At 67.7% G+C, this 17,393-nt stretch carries 13 protein-coding genes and 1 tRNA gene; 5 read left to right on the top strand and 9 right to left on the bottom strand.

What is annotated here, in order from left to right; translation table 11 throughout:
- Window positions 1-127 precede the first annotated feature (127 nt).
- From ACWH49_RS15285 to ACWH49_RS15255, 7 genes are all read right to left on the bottom strand, one after another.
- A complete protein-coding gene (locus ACWH49_RS15285) occupies window positions 128-1,318 on the bottom strand; it encodes a ribonucleotide-diphosphate reductase subunit beta (RefSeq protein WP_448172222.1) in 1,191 nt (396 codons plus the stop codon).
- Between the two features lie 178 nt (window positions 1,319-1,496).
- Window positions 1,497-4,379, bottom strand: coding sequence for a ribonucleoside-diphosphate reductase subunit alpha (locus tag ACWH49_RS15280; RefSeq protein WP_448174358.1), 2,883 nt, complete (start codon window positions 4,377-4,379; stop codon window positions 1,497-1,499).
- 443 nt (window positions 4,380-4,822) lie between these two features.
- Window positions 4,823-5,416 (bottom strand): 1,6-anhydro-N-acetylmuramyl-L-alanine amidase AmpD, encoded by a 594-nt coding sequence (ampD, locus tag ACWH49_RS15275; protein WP_448172221.1) that lies wholly within the window; start codon window positions 5,414-5,416, stop codon window positions 4,823-4,825.
- On the bottom strand, window positions 5,413-6,960 hold the full coding sequence (locus ACWH49_RS15270; RefSeq protein ID WP_448172220.1) for a sigma-54-dependent transcriptional regulator: 1,548 nt from the start codon (window positions 6,958-6,960) through the stop codon (window positions 5,413-5,415). The genes ampD and ACWH49_RS15270 overlap by 4 nt, the downstream gene beginning before the upstream one ends.
- 19 nt (window positions 6,961-6,979) lie before the next feature.
- Window positions 6,980-8,929 carry an ATP-binding protein gene (locus tag ACWH49_RS15265; protein WP_448172219.1) on the bottom strand — a complete coding sequence of 650 codons (1,950 nt, stop codon included), beginning with the start codon at window positions 8,927-8,929 and terminating at the stop codon, window positions 6,980-6,982.
- Entirely contained in the window at window positions 8,926-9,177 is a 252-nt protein-coding gene (locus ACWH49_RS15260; protein WP_448172218.1) for a PP0621 family protein, read from the bottom strand. Before ACWH49_RS15260 ends, ACWH49_RS15265 begins: the two co-directional genes overlap by 4 nt.
- A gap of 12 nt (window positions 9,178-9,189) precedes the next feature.
- On the bottom strand, window positions 9,190-10,035 hold the full coding sequence (locus tag ACWH49_RS15255; protein ID WP_448172217.1) for a cytochrome C assembly family protein: 846 nt from the start codon (window positions 10,033-10,035) through the stop codon (window positions 9,190-9,192).
- A 63-nt stretch (window positions 10,036-10,098) separates the two neighbouring features.
- Here ACWH49_RS15255 and ffh point away from each other — a divergent pair, with 63 nt between their 5' ends.
- Together ffh and ACWH49_RS15245 are read left to right on the top strand one after the other, a co-directional pair.
- A complete protein-coding gene (gene ffh / locus ACWH49_RS15250) occupies window positions 10,099-11,475 on the top strand; it encodes a signal recognition particle protein (protein ID WP_448172216.1) in 1,377 nt (458 codons plus the stop codon).
- Window positions 11,476-11,521: 46 nt separating this feature from the next.
- Complete coding sequence (locus ACWH49_RS15245; RefSeq protein WP_448172215.1) at window positions 11,522-12,238, top strand: DUF2726 domain-containing protein; 717 nt, start codon at window positions 11,522-11,524, stop codon at window positions 12,236-12,238.
- 27 nt (window positions 12,239-12,265) lie between these two features.
- On the opposite strand, the gene ftsY is transcribed toward ACWH49_RS15245, so the two are convergent.
- Window positions 12,266-13,453: a signal recognition particle-docking protein FtsY gene (gene ftsY, locus ACWH49_RS15240; RefSeq protein WP_448172214.1), complete on the bottom strand. Its 1,188-nt coding sequence runs from the start codon at window positions 13,451-13,453 to the stop codon at window positions 12,266-12,268.
- Between the two features lie 105 nt (window positions 13,454-13,558).
- Between ftsY and ACWH49_RS15235 the strand changes: the two genes are divergently transcribed.
- A tRNA-Met gene (locus tag ACWH49_RS15235) sits at window positions 13,559-13,635 on the top strand.
- A 62-nt stretch (window positions 13,636-13,697) separates the two neighbouring features.
- Here the strand turns inward: ACWH49_RS15235 and ACWH49_RS15230 are convergent.
- Window positions 13,698-14,780 carry an NAD-dependent epimerase/dehydratase family protein gene (locus ACWH49_RS15230; RefSeq protein ID WP_448172213.1) on the bottom strand — a complete coding sequence of 361 codons (1,083 nt, stop codon included), beginning with the start codon at window positions 14,778-14,780 and terminating at the stop codon, window positions 13,698-13,700.
- Between the two features lie 290 nt (window positions 14,781-15,070).
- On the opposite strand from ACWH49_RS15230, the gene ACWH49_RS15225 reads away from it, so the two are divergent.
- Window positions 15,071-16,108 carry a glycosyltransferase family 2 protein gene (locus ACWH49_RS15225; protein WP_448172212.1) on the top strand — a complete coding sequence of 346 codons (1,038 nt, stop codon included), beginning with the start codon at window positions 15,071-15,073 and terminating at the stop codon, window positions 16,106-16,108.
- A gap of 8 nt (window positions 16,109-16,116) precedes the next feature.
- Window positions 16,117-17,382, top strand: a complete 1,266-nt coding sequence (locus tag ACWH49_RS15220; protein WP_448172211.1) for a methyltransferase domain-containing protein — start codon at window positions 16,117-16,119, stop codon at window positions 17,380-17,382.
- Window positions 17,383-17,393: the final 11 nt, after the last annotated feature.

Genomic DNA, 17,393 nt, shown 5'->3' with positions numbered 1-17,393 from the left:
ACCCGCGTGCACCGCTTCTTTGTCGGCGCATCACGCATCGCAAATCTTGATCACTCTGCTGCTTTCGCCCGTCCCGGCACGAAAGACTTCATGGCCCGCGCGCACAGCACGCTGCGCGAAGGCCGCATCAATCCCAGGAAAGCGCACCACCACTCTGATACTCGATCACACGAGTCTCGAAGAAGTTGCGCTCCTTCTTGAGGTCGATCATTTCGCTCATCCAGGGGAACGGGTTTTCCTCGTTCGGGAACAATTCTTCAAGGCCGATCTGCGTGGCACGCCGGTTGGCGATGTAGCGCAGGTAGCCCTTGAACATCGACGCGTTCATGCCGAGCACGCCGCGCGGCATGGTGTCCTCGGCATAGCGATACTCGAGCTCGACGGCTTTGTGGAACAGCGCGACGATCTCGGCCTTGAAATCGGCCGTCCAGAGCTGCGGGTTCTCGAGCTTGATCTGGTTGATCAGGTCGATGCCGAAATTGCAGTGCATCGACTCGTCGCGCAGGATGTACTGGTACTGCTCGGCCGCACCGGTCATCTTGTTCTGGCGGCCGAGCGCGAGGATCTGCGTGAAGCCGACGTAGAAGAACAGCCCTTCCATCAGGCACGCGAAAACGATCAGCGACTTCAGCAGCGTGCGGTCGTTCTCGACCGTGCCGGTGTGGAAGTGCGGATCCATGATCGCCGAGATGAACGGGATCAGGAACTCGTCCTTGTCGCGGATCGACTGGACTTCGTTGTAAGCGTTGAAGATCTCGCTCTCGTCGAGACCGAGCGACTCGACGATGTACTGATAGGCGTGGGTGTGGATCGCCTCTTCGAACGCCTGGCGCAGCAGGAACTGCCGGCATTCGGGTGCGGTGATGTGACGATACGTGCCGAGCACGATGTTGTTCGCGGCGAGCGAATCGGCGGTCACGAAGAAGCCGAGGTTGCGCTTGACGATGCGACGCTCGTCGTCGGTCAGGCCGTTCGGATCCTTCCAGGTCGCAATGTCGCGCGACATGTTGACCTCTTGCGGCATCCAGTGGTTCGCGCACGTGGCGAGGTACTTCTCCCACGCCCACTTGTACTTGAACGGGACCAGCTGATTCACATCGGTCTGGCCGTTGATGATGCGCTTGTCGGCGGCCTTGACGCGGCGCCTCTCTGCGACATGTTCGGCGGCCGGTTCGGTCTTCGCCGTGGCCGGCGCGAGCGGCGCGGCAGAGGCAACTGCTGGAGACACTTGAGCGACAGGCGCCGAAGACATTGAAGTCTGCGCCAGCGTCGCGGCGTGAACTGTCGAGGGCTTAACTTCTTCTTCCCAAACCAGCATGGTGAAATTTTCCTGTGCGTTCCAATTATGAGAGTGTTGCGCGATAACCCCAAGCACTTCTTGACATTCGCGCGCGTTGCTTGTTGCGGTATCGCATCGACTCTTCGTCATCGATGTCACGCACTGCGTGACATCGATGTGTTCTTCATCGCGTGATGCGTTGCGATGCGTCAGCGACTCACTGGCACGCTTCGCAGTCGGGGTTGTCGATGGCGCAGAACTTCATGTCGGTCGCGGGGTCGACATGGTTCAGGCTCATCGATGCATCGACCGCCTGCGCAGCCGTCGCAGCGGCCGCGTTTTGCGCCGCCGACTTGGACACGCCGCCATCGCTGGACACCGCGTTCAGGTGGCCGGCCTTCACCGTCGACTTCTCGGCATGCGTCGCGCCGACGGTGCGCAGGTAGTAGGTCGTCTTCAGGCCGCGCAGCCAGGCGAGCTTGTAGGTCTCGTCGAGCTTCTTGCCGGACGCGCCGGCCATGTAGATGTTGAGCGACTGCGCCTGGTCGATCCACTTCTGGCGCCGCGCCGCGGCCTCGACCAGCCACTGCGTCTCGATCTCGAACGCGGTCGCGTACAGCGACTTGAGGTCCTCGGGCACGCGGTCGATGCGGCGCAGCGAGCCGTCGAAGTGCTTGAGGTCCATGACCATCACGTCGTCCCACAGGCCGAGCTTCTTCAGGTCGCGCACCAGGTACTCGTTGACGATGGTGAATTCGCCCGACAGGTTCGACTTGACCGACAGGTTGCCGAACGACGGTTCGATCGAGGCGCTGACGCCGACGATGTTCGAGATCGTCGCGGTCGGGGCGATCGCCGTACAGTTCGAGTTGCGCATGCCGTGCTCGCGGATGCGGGTGCGCAGCGCGTCCCAGTCCAGCGTGACGCTGCGGTCGACCTCGACGTAGCCGCCGCGCTGCTCGGCGAGCAGGTCGAGCGAGTCGATCGGCAGGATGCCGCGGTCCCACAGCGAGCCGCGGTAGCTCGAGTAGCGGCCGCGCTCGGCAGCCAGTTCGGTCGAGGCCCAGTAGGCCTGGTAGCAGACGGCTTCCATCGACTGGTCGGCAAACGCGACCGCCGCGTCGGAGGCATATGGCACCCCGAGTTCGTACAGTGCGTCCTGGAAGCCCATGATGCCCAGCCCGACCGGGCGGTGCTTCAGGTTCGAATCGCGCGCCTTCTTGACGGCGTAGTAGTTGATGTCGATCACGTTGTCGAGCATGCGCATCGCGGTCGACACGGTCTTCTTCAGCTTGGCGTGGTCGATGCCCTTGACGCCGTTCGCGTCGACGGCAATGTGGTGCACGAGGTTCACCGAGCCGAGGTTGCAGACCGCGATCTCGGTCTCGCTGGTGTTCAGCGTGATCTCGGTGCACAGGTTGCTCGAGTGCACGACGCCGACATGCTGCTGCGGCGAGCGCACGTTGCAGGCGTCCTTGAAGGTGATCCAGGGGTGGCCGGTCTCGAACAGCATCGAGAGCATGCGACGCCACAGGTCGCGCGCCGGCACCTTCTTGAACAGCTTGATCTCGCCGCGTGCAGCCTTGTCCTCGTAGGCGGTATAGGCCGCTTCGAACGCCTTGCCGAACTTGTCGTGCAGGTCGGGGCAGGTGCTGGGCGAGAACAGCGTCCAGTCGCCACCGTCCATCACGCGCTTCATGAACAGGTCGGGAATCCAGTTCGCGGTGTTCATGTCGTGCGTGCGGCGGCGGTCGTCGCCGGTGTTCTTGCGCAGCTCGAGGAACTCCTCCAGGTCGAGATGCCAGCTTTCCAGGTAGGCGCAGACCGCCCCCTTGCGCTTGCCGCCCTGGTTGACCGCCACCGCGGTGTCGTTGACGACCTTCAGGAACGGCACCACGCCCTGGCTCTTGCCGTTGGTGCCCTTGATGTGCGAGCCGAGCGCACGCACGTTGGTCCAGTCGTTGCCCAGGCCGCCGGCGAACTTGCTCAGCAGCGCGTTCTCCTTCAGCGCCTCGTAGATGCCGTCGAGGTCGTCGGCCACGGTCGTCAGGTAGCAGCTCGACAGCTGCGAGCGGCGCGTGCCGGCGTTGAACAGCGTCGGCGTGCTGCTCATGAAGTCGAAGCTGGACAGCACCTCGTAGAACTCGATCGCGCGCGCCTCGCGGTCGATCTCGTTCAGCGCCAGGCCCATCGCGACGCGCATGTAGAACGCCTGCGGCAGCTCGATGCGCTGCTCGTCGATGTGCAGGAAGTAGCGGTCGTAGAGGGTCTGCAGGCCGAGGTAGTCGAACTGCAGGTCACGGTCGGCCTTCATCGCCGCGCCCAGGCGCGGCAGGTCGAACTGCAGCAGCTTGTCGTCGAGCAGCTCGGCCTGCACGCCCTTCTTGATGAAGCCGGGGAAGTACTCGGCGTAGCGGGTCTGCATGTCCGAATGCAGCGTCTCCTCGCCCAAGATCTCGCGGCGGATCGTGTGCAGCAGCAGACGCGCGGTGGCGCGCGTGTAGCCCGGATCCTTCTCGATCAGCGTGCGCGCGGCCAGGATCGAGGCCTTGTGCACCTCGTCGATCGGCACGCCGTCGTACAGGTTGCGGCGGGTCTCGGCCATGATCGGCTCGGGCTTGACCTCGCTGCCCAGGCCGGCGCAGGCCGAGTCGATGATGGTCTGCAGGCGGGCGAAGTCGAGCGGCACGCGCTGGCCGCGGTCGATCACGGTCAGCGCCGGCTCGGCGACCGGCGCCGGGTGGCCCTGCTTCGCACGCTCCTGGGTGCGGCGCTCGCGGTACAGCACGTAGGCGCGCGCCACTTCATGGTGACCGCCGCGCATCAGGCCGAGTTCGACGTGGTCCTGCACGTCCTCGATGTGGAAGGTGCCGCCGCCCGGACGCGAACGCAGCAGCGCGCGCACCACCGACTCGGTCAGCCCGTCGACCGTCTCGCGCACGCTGGCCGAGGCTGCGCCCTGGGTGCCGTGGACCGCCAGGAACGCCTTCATCAGCGCGACCGCGATCTTGTTCGGCTCGAACGCGACGACCGCGCCGTTGCGGCGGATGATCTGATAGCCCTGGTAGACCGACGGCGCGGCGGCGCCGGGAGTGGCCATCGGCCTCGCGGCGACGGCAGCAGGAACGGTGGGGGTGGCGGCGGACGGTTGCATTGAATTCCTCGGTCGAATGTTCTGGGAAAGCGCATCAACCGGCGGTTCGGGCCGGCTGTGCGGAAAGTGCGTCAAAGGTGTGTTGGCGGGTCGCCGCAAGTGCGACGGATCAGGCTCGCGAGCGTTGCAGTGAGCCGGAACGCGAGCGCGTCGATGTCTCGTGTTCAGACCCCATATCTAGGGTGCGGGACCGACTTTACCACTACCTATAGTGTGCGCAAGCACCGACGAACACTACCCGAGATGGCGCCGCACGACTCCGCGGGCCGCCAGCCCGCGCCGCTGCTGGGCCTGGCGGAGCGCACCCGCGCCAAGCCTTGCACAGCGCGCCAAATGGGGTTGCATCGTGCACGCCCGCGTGCCTTGCGCGGGACGCGCCGCGGGCGTCGTCAGGGGGTCTCGGGAAAGTCCCGATCTCGAAGCGGGTGCTGCGCACGCAACCAGGCCCAGTCGAAGCCCGCGCCCGGGTCGTTCTTGCGGCCGGGAGCGATGTGTTCGTGCCCGACGATCGCAGCAATCGGGTAGCGCACCTGCAGCGCAGCGAGCAACTGCACCAGCGCGTCGTATTGCGCCGGCTCGAAGCGCTCGCCTTCCAGGCCTTCGAGTTCGATGCCGATCGAAAACGCATTGCAATCCGCGCGCCCGCGCCACGACGACGCGCCGGCGTGCCAGGCCCGCGCGTCGCACGAGACGAACTGGAGCAGCTCGCCGTCGCGGCGGACGAGAAAGTGCGCCGAGACTTCGAGACCGCGGATCGCGCCGTAGTACGGATGCGCGTCCCAGTCGAGCCGGTTCGTGAACAGGCGCTCGATCGCGTCGCCGCCATACTCGCCGGGCGGCAGGCTGATCGAGTGGACCACGACCAGGTCGATCGGCAGGCCGTCGGGCCGCGGCCCGAAATTCGGCGACGGGCAATGGCGCGCCGTCGCCAGCCAGCCTTCCGGCGAAAAGGCGTCGTCTGCTTCGCCGTCGCGCCGGTTCACTCGCGATCGGGGCTGTCGCCGCCGACGTTGACGCCCAGCCGCGCCATCCGGTAGCGCATTTGGCGCAGAGAGAGCCCGAGGCTCGCGCCCGCCGCGGTGCGGTTGAACCGGTGACGCTCGAGCGCGCGCACGAGGATGTCGCGCTCGACCTGGTCGAGGTGCAATTCCAGATCGTCCGGAAGCGGCACTTCCACCGGCACCGGGGGCAGCGATTCGCGAATCGCCTGCAGCACGTCGCCGCGCGTGTTCTCGGTGATCAGGTCCAGCTCCTGCGCGGCGCTGTCGGTGAATACCGATTCGGGCAGGCCGAGGTCGTAGACGTCGATCGTCTCGCCACCCGACAGCGCGACCGCGCGGTGCAGCAGGTTCTCGAGTTCGCGCACGTTGCCCGGGAAGGGATAGCGCTCGAGATGCACCAGCGCGTCGCGGGTCAGCCGCGGCGGCGGCGAGACGCCCGCATCGCTGGCGATGCGCTCGAGCACGCGCTCGCTGATCGAGACCAGGTCCTCGAGACGCTCGCGCAGCGGCGGCACGCGGATCTGGATGACGTTGAGGCGGTAATAAAGATCCTGGCGGAACTGCCCGGCGTGCACTTCGGCCGCCAGGTCCTTGTGGGTGGCGCTGAGCAGACGGACGTTGACCGGCACTTCGGTGACCGCACCGACCGGTCGCACCGAGCGTTCCTGGATCGCCCGCAGCAGCTTCGACTGCATCGCCAGCGGCAGGTCGCCGATCTCATCGAGGAACAGCGTGCCGCCGTTGGCGGCCTGGAAGAAGCCCTCGCGGTCGTCGATCGCGCCGGTGAACGCGCCCTTGCGGTAGCCGAAGAACTCGGCCTCGAGCAGCTGCTCGGGAATCGCGCTGCAGTTGACCGCGACGAACGGCTGCGTGCTGCGCACGCTGACCTCGTGGATCGCCCGCGCGACCAGTTCCTTGCCGGTGCCCGATTCGCCGTGGACCAGCACCGGCGCCATGCTGCGCGCGACCTTGTCGACCAGCGAGCGGACCTGCTGCATCGCGCTGGAGTGGCCGGCCATCCGGCTCAATGCCTGGCTGACCGGCGCGGGCGGCGGCGTCGGTGCCGCGGGCGGGCGCTTGACGGCGGTGGCCGGTGCACCGGTCTCGGACGGCAGCGTCGCCGGGTCGATCGTCGGGCCGATCGCGCTGCCCGCGCGGCCGAGCGCCGAGCCCACGACGGCACGGAACTGCTTCAGGTCGACCGGCTTGGTCAGGTAGTCGTACGCACCGGCCTTCAACGCCTCGACCGCGTTCTCGGCCGAGCCGTACGCGGTGATCACGATCGTCTTCTCGCGCCGGCCGGCCTCTTCGATCCAGCGCAGCACGTCCAGGCCGGAGCCGTCAGGCAGCCGCATGTCGGTGATCACGGCGCTGTAGGTGCGATCCTTCAAGTGCAGCAACGCGCCTTGCACCGTGCCGGCGGTCTCGATGTCGTAGCCCTCGCGCAGCAGCGTCAGTTCGTACAGGGTGCGCAGGTCGGGTTCGTCGTCGACGACCAGCAGGCTGAAGTGCGAAGGGTTTGTCATGGGTGCATGAAGGGTCTGATCAGCTCAACAGACTCGGGCCCAGTGCCTTGCGCTGCATGTCGACGTAGAACTCGTTGCGCTGCGCGAGGTGGTCCGCCCGCAACCGGTAATCGATGGTTGCGCCGTAGCGCTCGCACAGCTCGCGACAAATATACAGGCCCAGCCCGGTCCCGCGGCTGCGCGTCGAGAAAAACGGCTCGAACAGGTAGGGCTCCACATCGGGCGGGATCGGCGCGCCGTCGCTCGCGACGCTGAGGAACGCCTGCGCCTCGTGCCGGGAATCGAGCCGCAGGTGGATGGCACCGGGATTGCGGCTGGCATGGCGCAGCGCGTTGTCGAGCAGGTTGACGAGCACGCGGCGCAGGTGTTCGCCGTCGAAGAGCACGCCGACCGGCTCGGTCGGCAGGTCGACGCGCAGGATGCTGTCGGCACCGAGCGCCACCTGGTTCGCGCGCGCCCACTCGCTGCACACGGCGCCGACCTGCGCGGTGGCATCGAGCACGCCGACCTCGGGCACGGCCCCGGGTGCGACCTCCATCACGTCGTCGACGATGCGCTTGAGACGCTCGACGTTGTCGCTGACCATGGCCATCAGGCGGCGCTGGGCCGGATCGGTCGCGTCCTCCTCGAGCAACGCATTGGCCTGCGAGATCGCCGCGAGCGGATTGCGGATCTCGTGCGCGATGCCGGCCGAGACCCGGCCCATCGCGGCGAGCTTCTCCTGGCGGCTGCGGGCCTGCATGTTGCGCACGTCCTCGAGGAACATCACGCAGAACTCCTCGATCGTCTGCGGCTCGCGCTTGCGGGTGAAGCGCACCCGCACGCGCAAGGTGCGCTGCGCGCCGATCGCGTTCACCGAGCTGTTCTCGAACTGCAGCACCACGTCGCGGCCGGCCTCGGGCCAGGTGGCCTCGCTGAAGGCGCGCTCGACGGTCTTGACCAACGCGTCCCACGCATGCACGCCGCGCAGCTGGAACGGCGCCGGCCGGCTCATCCCGTTCGGCGCGAGCAGCCGGCGCGCGGCCGGGTTGGCGGCGCGCACGCGGCCGCGCCGGTCGACGACGAGCACGCCGTCCTGCATCTCCTCGATCACGAGCCGGTTCAACTGCGCCTGCTGGCGCGCCATCTCGAGGCTGCCGCGCGCGGTCAGCTCCTCGCGCGCGAGCCGCCCCGCCAACTCGCCCGCGAGCACCGTGATCACGAAGAAGCCGGTGCCGGCCAGGCCCGCCTGCGTCATCTGCACTGTGCCTTCGGTGCCGCCGACGAGGTTCAGCCACGCGGCCACCAGCAGCGCGATCGTCACGCCGGCCGCCGTCGCCAACGCCGCCAGGCGCGGCGTCAGCACCCCGGCCATCAGGACCGGCAACACCAGCAGGGCCACGTAGTTGAGACTTGAGCTGGTCGCCAGCACGTGCAGCGCCGTGAAACACACGAGGTCGACGCCGATCGTCGCGATCCACTGCGTGCGGGTCAGATGCGCCATCTCGCGCGGCGGCGGCGCGCGGCGCTGGAACGGCAACAGCCACAAGCCGATCGCCAGAGCGGCATACGCCACGCTGATCGCGGTGACCGCGGGCGTCGGCCGCAGGCCGAACACGCCGCCGACGGCCAGCGCGGCCACCAGCGCGAGCCCGAGCGCGGCGCGCGCCGCCGTGAACGCGCGGTACAGGCGCTCGAAGGCGGTCTGGCCGAGTTCCGCGACGCGGCTCGCGGTGCGCGAGACGAAACGCCAGTCGGTCGCACCCGACCGGTCGCCGCGCGCGGCGGCCGCCGGGTCGGGCTCGAGGTGTGCGCTGTCGCGTGCGTCGAGCGCGGCAGCGTCCGCGAGGTCGGACGTCCCGTCGTCGCGGACCTGGGTATCCGCGTCGTAGGCGAACGCGCCGAACCAGGACTCGTCGGCCGCTGCCGGGCGACGCGAGCGCCGCCGGTCGCCGAAACGCCGTTCGGACGCGCGTTCCGCGGCCGTCATGGCAGCGGATGCGCCCGCTCGTAGGCCGTGCGGTGCGCCGCACCGCAGAACACGCCACCGCGACCGGGCAGAGCCTCGTCCCGCGGCAGATGCAGTCCGCACTCGGCACAACGCAGCATGGCCTGCGGGCCGGACTCCGCGTCGGTCGGCGGCCTGGCCGACGGCGGTGGCCGGCGCAGCCGCTGCACGCTGCCCCGCAACAACCAGAGCAGCACGAGCACGGCGATCAGGAACAACAGGAACTTCATGGCGGATTCCGGTCAGGCAGGCGGGCGGTGCAGCAGCACCTCCAGCACGAAGCGCGAGCCCACGTAGGCGAGCAGCAGCAGCCCGGCGCCGACATATACCCCCCGGGTCGCCACCGGCCCGCGCCACCCGAACGCGCGGCGGCCCGCGAGCAGGCCGGCGAACACCAACCAGCCGAGCACCGAGAACACGGTCTTGTGGTCCCAGTGCCAGGGGTGCGCGAACCACGCGCCAAGCACCAGCGCGGCCGACAGCACGACGAACCCGGCGCCGACGAACGTGAAGGTCAGGCGTTCCAGGCGCAGCAGCGGCATGCCGCGAGCGGGCTCGAGCGTGCGCGGCGCGGCGCGCATCTGGCGCTCCGCGCGGTTCAGCATCGTCGCGTGCAGCACTGCGGCGCCGAACAGCCCATACGAGGCAATGCCCAGTGCCCAATGCAGCGGTGCCCAGCGCGAATCGACCTGCGGGCGCACTTCGCCCGGGAAGGCCCAGGCCAGAACGACGACGACGACGGCCAGCGTGGCAAGCACACGGCGCGCACCGGGCAGCGGCACGAAGCGGGTCTCCACGAGGTACACCGCGAGCACGAGCCACACCGTCATCGACAGCGCCGGCGCGAAGCCGAAGCGCGCGACGTCGGACATGCTGCCAACGCCGGAGATGTCGACGCAGATCGCCACCGCATGGGCCACGAAGCCGGCCATCAGGAAGGCCCTCAGGGCGGCGCCATGGCGCTCGGGCCACACCGCGGCACCGGCATAGGCGACGATGGCGAGCAGGCTCGGCAGGCCCAGCCACCAGCCCGAAGGCGATGCGGCTGCGGCGGGCGCGGTCATCGCAAGGGCCGACGATAGAATCATCGTCACAGTGTACTTTCGCGCCGGCCCCTGAGACTGCACGCAGCGGGCGGCGCCCGACCCCGAATGGCTTCCACCCTCACCGACCGGCTCAGCCGGCTGGTCAAGACGATGCGCGGCCAGGCCCGCATCACCGAAGACAACGTCCAGGACATGCTGCGCGAGGTGCGCATGGCGCTGCTCGAGGCCGACGTCGCCCTGCCGGTGGTGCGCGATTTCGTCGCACGGGTCAAGGAGAAGGCGCTCGGCGCCGAGGTGGTGGGCTCGCTGTCGCCGGGCCAGGCGCTGGTGGGCATCGTCAACCGCGAACTCGCCGCGACGATGGGCGAAGGCGTCTCCGACATCAACCTGGCCGCGCAGCCGCCCGCCGTCATCCTGATGGCCGGCCTGCAGGGGGCAGGCAAGACGACGACGACCGCCAAGCTCGCCAAGCACCTGATCGAGAAGCGCAAGAAGAAGGTGCTGACCGTCTCGGCCGACGTCTACCGCCCGGCCGCGATCGAGCAGTTGAAGGTGGTGACGAAGCAGGCCGGTGCCGAGTGGTTCCCGTCCACCAGCGAAGACAAGCCTCTGGCCATCGCCCTGGCCGCGCTCGACTACGCGAAGAAGCACTACATCGACGTGCTGCTCGTCGACACCGCCGGCCGCCTCGCGATCGACGAGGTGCTGATGGCCGAGATCAAGGGCCTGCATGCGGCGCTGAACCCGGTCGAGACACTGTTCGTGGTGGATGCGATGCAGGGCCAGGACGCGGTCAACACCGCCAAGGCATTCAGGGAAGCGCTGCCGCTGACCGGCATCGTGCTGACCAAGATGGACGGCGACTCGCGCGGCGGCGCGGCGCTGTCGGTGCGGCAGATCACCGGTGCACCGATCAAGTTCGCGGGCACGAGCGAGAAGATCGATGGCCTGGAAGTCTTCGACGCGCAGCGCCACGCCGGCCGCGTGCTCGGCATGGGCGACATCGTCGGTCTGGTCGAGGAGGTGCAGAAGGGCGTCGACATGGCGGCGGCCGAGCGGCTGGTCGCCAAGGTCAAGTCCGGCGACAGCTTCGACCTGAACGACTTCCTGTCGCAGCTGTCGCAGATGAAGAAGATGGGCGGCCTCGGCGGCCTGATGGACAAGCTGCCGAGCCAGATGACCGGCGGCAAGATGCCCGGCCAGGCCGACATGGACCGCGCCGAGCGCGACATGCGTCGAATGGAAGGGATCATCAACTCGATGACGCCGCTCGAGCGCCGCAAGCCCGACCTGCTGAAGGCCACCCGCAAGCGCCGCGTCGCTGCCGGCGCCGGCGTGCACGTGCAGGAGGTGAACCGCCTTCTCAATCAGTTCGAGCAGATGCGCGACATGATGAAGAAGATGAAGGGCGGCGGCATGATGAAGATGATGAAGCGCATGGGCGGCATGAAGGGTCTCGGCGGGCCGGGCGGTCCGCGTTGAAGGGCATGGCGCCCGCGCGCGCCGCCACGGCATCAAGGAAGTTGCGATGACGACACTGCAGATCGTGCTGGGGCTGTTGGCGGTCGTGCTGCTGATGGCATGGTGGTGGACGCGGCAGCGCGCCGGCGCCGCCGCGAGCGAACGCGGCAGCGCCGACCGGATCGACACCGTGACCGGCTGGCCGCCGCAACCGACGCGCGTGCTGAGCACGCAGGAGCGGCTCGCGTACAACGTGCTGACCCGCGCACTGCCCGACCACATGGTGCTCGCGCAGGTGCCGCTGTCGCGCTTCCTGAACGTGCCGCGGCGCAATTCCTACGCGGACTGGCTGCGCCGCATCGGCAACCAGTGCGCCGACTTCGTCATCTGCGACATGGCGGCCCAGGTGATCGCCGTCGTCGAACTGCAGGGCGCGCAGGCGACCGATCGACAACGCAAGCGGCTCACGCGCATCCAGCGCACGCTGAAGGCGGCGAAGGTGCCGCTCTACCTGTGGAACGAAGCCGCGCTGCCGGGCGTGGACATGGCGCGCGAGCAGTTGCTGCCCGAGCCCCCCGCTCCCGTCGCGACGTCGCCCGCGCCCGCACCCTTCCCCGGCGCGGCCGCGGGCGCGGCAGCCGCGGTCGCCACCGCGGCCCCGAACCCGTTCGACGAGTCGAACCGCGATTCGACGCACGACGAATTCATCGAACTGCTGGAGCCGCCGCCGTCCACCTGGTACGACGAGCTCGACAGCGGCCCGACGCCGCTCAAGAAGAACTGAGCGGCGCGGGAGCACGCCCGCGCGCGGCTAGCTCAGCAGTGCCTGCGCAAACTCGCGCGCATCGAAGGTCTGCAGGTCCTCGAGCTTCTCGCCGACCCCGATGAAGTAGACCGGCAACGGCGCCGCGCCGGCATGCTCACGCTCGCGCGACCACAGGGCGATCGCGGCGAGCACGCCGCCCTTGGCGGTGCCGTCCAGCTTGGTGATGATCAGCCCGGTCAGCTGCAGCGCGGCATCGAAGGTCTGCACCTGCGTCAGCGCGTTCTGCCCGGTGTTGCCGTCGACCACCAGCAATACCTCGTGCGGCGCGCCGGCCTGCGCCTTCGCGATCGTGCGGCGGATCTTCTTCAGCTCGTCCATCAGGTGCAGCTGCGTCGTCAGGCGCCCGGCGGTGTCGGCAATCACCACGTCGCTGCCGCGCGCCTTGCCGGCGACGACCGCGTCGAACGTTACGGCGGCCGGATCGCCGCCCTCCTGACCGACGATCTCGACCTGGTTGCGCCCGGCCCACACGGCCAGTTGTTCGCGTGCCGCGGCCCGGAACGTGTCGGCGGCGGCCAGCAGCACCTTCTGGTTCGCCTCGGCCAGATGCCGGGTCAGCTTGCCGATGCTGGTGGTCTTGCCGGCGCCGTTGACGCCGACGACCATGATCACCGTCGGCACGTGCTCGCCGACCTGCAGCGACTTTTCCAGGGGCTTGAGGAGGTCCGTGATCGCGTCGGCCAGCAAGGCCTTGACGGCCTGCGGCGTGCGCGCGCGCTCCTCGTTGACACGCCATTTCAGGTCGGTCAGCAGGTGCTCGGTCGCCTTGATGCCGGCGTCGGCCATCAGCAGTGCGGATTCAAGCTCCTCGTACAACGCATCGTCGATCTGCGTGCCTGTGAACACCTCGGCGATGCTCGAGCCGGTCTTGCGCAGCCCGCCGCGGAGCTTCTCGATCCAGCTGCGTCGATCCGCGACCGGTGCGGGCTCCGTCGGAAGATGGGGCTGGCGCAGCGTGAGGTCCACGGACGGCGCGGCCGCCACGGGCGGGGGCGGCGGGGGCGCCGGGGCGATTTCGGGCGCAGCGGGGGATGGCGCCGCCTCGGGCGTGCCGCGCAGCCGATCCAGCCAGCTGCGGCGTTCCGGGTCGGGCGCCGATTCGACAGGAGACGGTTCGACAGGTGCCGGCGCCGCCTCGGGCGTCGCCGGCTTCTTCTTGAAGAAACTGAACATGCGGTCGGGCCGGAGCCCGGTTGAAAGCGGTGGATGGGCGGAACGCCGACAGGAGCGCCGGGGGCGGTTGGCGCCGCCCAAAGGGACGTTATAATTATGGGCTAAGGCGCTTTAGCTCAGTCGGTTAGAGCGACGGAATCATAATCCGCAGGTCCGGGGTTCGAATCCCTGAAGCGCCACCAGAAGTAAAGAGGGGCTGAAGCAGCGATGCTCCAGCCCCTCGTCTTTTGTCGCCGGGGACGCGTCAGGTCCAGCGCAACGCGCTGTCCAGCCGGCCGCGCTGCCGAAGCATGCTCAGCGCCTGCAACCGAACGAGGTACGAGGTCCGGAACGCCGAAGTGCGAAAGTCCGAGGCCTGGATGCTGTCGACCAGTTCGCGCACCGTCTGCGCCAAAGGTTTTCCCGATTTCGCCTGCGCGTTGAGCGATGCGTACAGGGAGAAGTCGACCCGGTACGAGCGCTTGTCCGCGGGTGCGGCGGTGTTGATGTTCACGCTCGCGGTCGGCAACTGCTCCTGCACGGCATAGGCGAGATCGCGAATCGTGTAGTTCTGGTCGTTGTAGCCGACGTTGACCGCGAGGTGCGCCCCGCCCTGGGACGCGTCTCGCGTCAGCGCCCAGGCGATGGCCCGGCACATGTCCTCCACGTCGATCAGCGGCCGCCACGGCGCGCCATCCGACAGGATCTTGATCTCGTCGGTCAGCAGCGCGCTGGCGACGAAGTCGTTCAGCACCAGGTCCAGCCGCAGCCTCGGGCTCGCGCCGCATGCCGTGGCGAAGCGCAGGCAGGTGACGACGAAGTCCCGATCCGCGTGTGGCTGCAGTGCCTGTTCGCACGAGACCTTGGACCTCGCATAGGCCGTCAGCGGGTTGATCGTGGAGTGCTCGCTCTTCATCTCGGCGCCGCCTGCGCCGTAGATGGAGCAACTGCTGGCGTAGACGAAGCGCCTGGCACCCGCGCGCCTGGCCAGATCGGCGAACCGCGCCGCAGCGGCGGAGTTGATCTCTTCGGTCGGTCCTTCGTACAGGTTGCCCATCGGGTCGTTCGAGATGGCTGCCAGGTAGATCACCTGGTCGATGCCGATGAGGTGCTCGGCGCGAACGCTGCGGACGTCGGCGTGAATCTGAAAGTCGAGCAAGTGGTCCACCGGGGTGAGCGGATCGAGCAGGCAACCGGAGAAGTATCCGGTGTCGTAACCAACCAGCGACGTGTCCCGGTGTTCCTTGCGCAGGAACGCCGTCAACACCGGTCCGATGTAGCCGAGGTTGCCCACGATCATCGTGCGCGCGGTTCGGTCCTTGTTGATCGATCGATTGATTGTTGACATTAGTTCAAATTTCATCGGATGAGGACCGATTTAATCGCAACGCCACGGCACGCGACCGGCGATTCTGCCCTCGCGGGGATGGCTCGTTCTGATGAGGGTCCCTGCGGGAATGAAACCGCGACATATTTGGTTTTCAAGTTGTACCGACGCGTGAATAGGGGGTTCCGGTTCATGCGCGTCAACCCAAAATGTGGGAACGCTGACAGTCGCGAATGAGACGTGATGTCTATGGACCGGCATCGTGAAGCTGCCGGCCATTCGTTGCTGTCGAAGACTCCGAGAACGCCCTGATGTTGGTCACGATCGTCGTACTAAACTACAACTACGAAAAGTTCGTCGGCAAGGCCATCGATTCCGCGCTGGCGCAGACCTACCCGGCGCTGGAGGTGGTCGTGGTCGACAACGGCTCGACCGACCGCTCGTTGGCGGTCATTGCGCGCTTCGCCGAGCGCGTGCGCGTGGTTCGCGTGCCGACCAACATCGGTCAGGGCCAGGGCTACAACCAGGGTTTCGAAGCGGCGCATGGTGACTGGATCGTCTGGCTCGACGCCGACGACGTGCTGGACGCGGACGCGATCTCCACCTGCATCGAACTCGCCAAGGCGACCACTGCCAAAGTCCAGTTCCCGCTGCGCTGCATCGACCAGGACGGCAGGCCCTTGCCCGGGACGGTGCCTTACCTGCGTCATCACGGCAACGTGCTGCCGCTGATCCGCCTGTTCGGACACTACGGCGGGCCGCCGGGCAGCGGCAATCTGTACCGCTGCAGCGCCATTCGCCCCTACTTCCCGGTCGATCCCGGCCAGTGGCCGATCGGCACCGACACCGTTCCGTTTCTCACCGCACCGTTCCACGGCAACGTGATCGATGCCGGTCGGGCGCTGGGCAGCTACCGCCTGCACCGCAAGGCGGTTGCGACGGCGCCGGGCTACCGCGGCAACTATTCCACGTCGATGGCCAGCGAAGTTCGCCTCAACTACCGAAGCCGGGACCTGGTGCTGGACATGCTGCGGCAGCGCTCGGGGGTGCTGATCGACCCGCCACCGCTGACCTTGCCCGTGCATGTTCGACACCGGGTCGTGTCGTGGCGATCGTCGCGCGAGCAGCACCCGTTTCCGGCGGATTGCGCCCGCTCGCTGCTGCAGCTCATGAGCGACTCGCTGAAGGCGTGTCCCGGCTATTCGCTCCTCGACCGCTTGTCGATCCGCGCCTGGACAGCGGGCGTGCTGTTCGCACCGATGAGTCTGGCCAACAGATTGATGCGAATAGACCGGTCCCGCTCCTTATTCAACTCCGTCCTGCGCATCGGTCGGCGCGCACTTCGATGATCGACCCGATGAACCACCCCTCTTCCCTCGACTCGCCGTTGCGGCCGACGTGCCGGTTCTGCGCGTCACCGCTGTCCCGGACCTTTGTCGATCTGGGCATGAGCCCGCTGTGCCAGACGCATGTCGAGCCGGCGCAGTTGGAGCAGAGCGAGGCGTTCTACCCGCTGCATGCGCTGGTGTGCGATCAGTGCTTTCTGGTGCAGTTGCGCCAATTCGTGCACCCCTCGGACATCTTCAGCGAATACGCCTATTTCTCGTCGTTCTCGAGCAGTTGGGTCGAACATGCGCGGCAGTTTGCCGAGATGGCGATCTCGCGCTTCGACTTGGCGTCGACCAGCCGGGTCGTCGAGGTGGCGAGCAACGACGGCTACCTGCTTCAGCACTTCGTCGCGCGCGGCATCCCGGTGCTCGGCATCGAGCCGGCGGCCAATGTCGCCCGGCACGCCGTCGAGCGCGGCGTACCCAGCATCGTGGAATTCCTCGGCGAGGACACCGGCCGGGCGATCGCGCGCCAGCACGGCCACGCCGACCTGGTGATCGGGAACAACGTGCTCGCACACGTGCCGGACATCAACGACTTCGTTCGCGGTCTGCAGGCGCTGCTGGCGCCGGACGGCGTGATCACGATGGAGTTTCCGCACCTGCAGCGGCTCATCGAAGGCAGCCAGTTCGACACGATCTACCACGAGCATTTCAGCTACCTGTCGTTCACGACGGTCGAGCAGATCTTCGCCGCGCACGGCCTGACGCTGTTCGACGTGGAGGAACTGCCGACGCACGGCGGCTCGCTGCGCATCTTCGCGCGGCATGCCGGCGCGGCGCAGCGCACCATCGGCCCGCGCGTCGTCGAACTGCGGGAGCGGGAACGCGCGCTCGGCTACCGCAGCCTGGCACCGTACGCGGACTTTGCCGCATCCGCGCGGAACATCAAGAACGCGCTGCTCGCGTTCCTGATCGGCGCCAAGCGTGCCGGCAAGAGCGTCGCCGGCTATGGCGCGCCCGGCAAGGGCAACACGCTGCTCAACTACTGCGGCATCCGCACCGACTACCTCGATTTCACCGTCGACGCCAACCCGTACAAGCAGGGCAAGTACACGCCGGGCACGCGCATCCCGATCCTGGCGCCCGACGCATTGCGCTCAGCCCGGCCGGACTACGTGCTGATCCTGCCCTGGAACCTGAAGACCGAGATCGTCGCGCAGGCCGCCTACATCGGCGAATGGGGCGGCCGGTTCGTGGTGCCGATCCCGAGCCTGCAGCTCATCGAACCGTGAAGGCGCACGCG

It is taken from the genome of Rhizobacter fulvus (assembly GCF_964020785.1).
The sequence above is the reverse complement of the archived record's forward strand: the minus strand, read 5'-3'. Positions and strand labels throughout refer to the sequence as shown.

Coding starts and splice junctions, on each gene's coding strand:
- ACWH49_RS15285 (WP_448172222.1), bottom strand. CDS start 1,318: ATGCTGGTTTGGGAAGAAGAAGTTAAGCCCTCGACAGTTCACGCCGCG.
- ACWH49_RS15280 (WP_448174358.1), bottom strand. CDS start 4,379: ATGGCCACTCCCGGCGCCGCCGCGCCGTCGGTCTACCAGGGCTATCAG.
- ACWH49_RS15270 (WP_448172220.1), bottom strand. CDS start 6,960: ATGACAAACCCTTCGCACTTCAGCCTGCTGGTCGTCGACGACGAACCC.
- ACWH49_RS15265 (WP_448172219.1), bottom strand. CDS start 8,929: ATGACGGCCGCGGAACGCGCGTCCGAACGGCGTTTCGGCGACCGGCGG.
- ACWH49_RS15260 (WP_448172218.1), bottom strand. CDS start 9,177: ATGAAGTTCCTGTTGTTCCTGATCGCCGTGCTCGTGCTGCTCTGGTTG.
- ACWH49_RS15255 (WP_448172217.1), bottom strand. CDS start 10,035: ATGATTCTATCGTCGGCCCTTGCGATGACCGCGCCCGCCGCAGCCGCA.
- ffh (WP_448172216.1), top strand. CDS start 10,099: ATGGCTTCCACCCTCACCGACCGGCTCAGCCGGCTGGTCAAGACGATG.
- ACWH49_RS15245 (WP_448172215.1), top strand. CDS start 11,522: ATGACGACACTGCAGATCGTGCTGGGGCTGTTGGCGGTCGTGCTGCTG.
- ftsY (WP_448172214.1), bottom strand. CDS start 13,453: ATGTTCAGTTTCTTCAAGAAGAAGCCGGCGACGCCCGAGGCGGCGCCG.
- ACWH49_RS15230 (WP_448172213.1), bottom strand. CDS start 14,780: ATGTCAACAATCAATCGATCGATCAACAAGGACCGAACCGCGCGCACG.
- ACWH49_RS15225 (WP_448172212.1), top strand. CDS start 15,071: ATGTTGGTCACGATCGTCGTACTAAACTACAACTACGAAAAGTTCGTC.
- ACWH49_RS15220 (WP_448172211.1), top strand. CDS start 16,117: ATGAACCACCCCTCTTCCCTCGACTCGCCGTTGCGGCCGACGTGCCGG.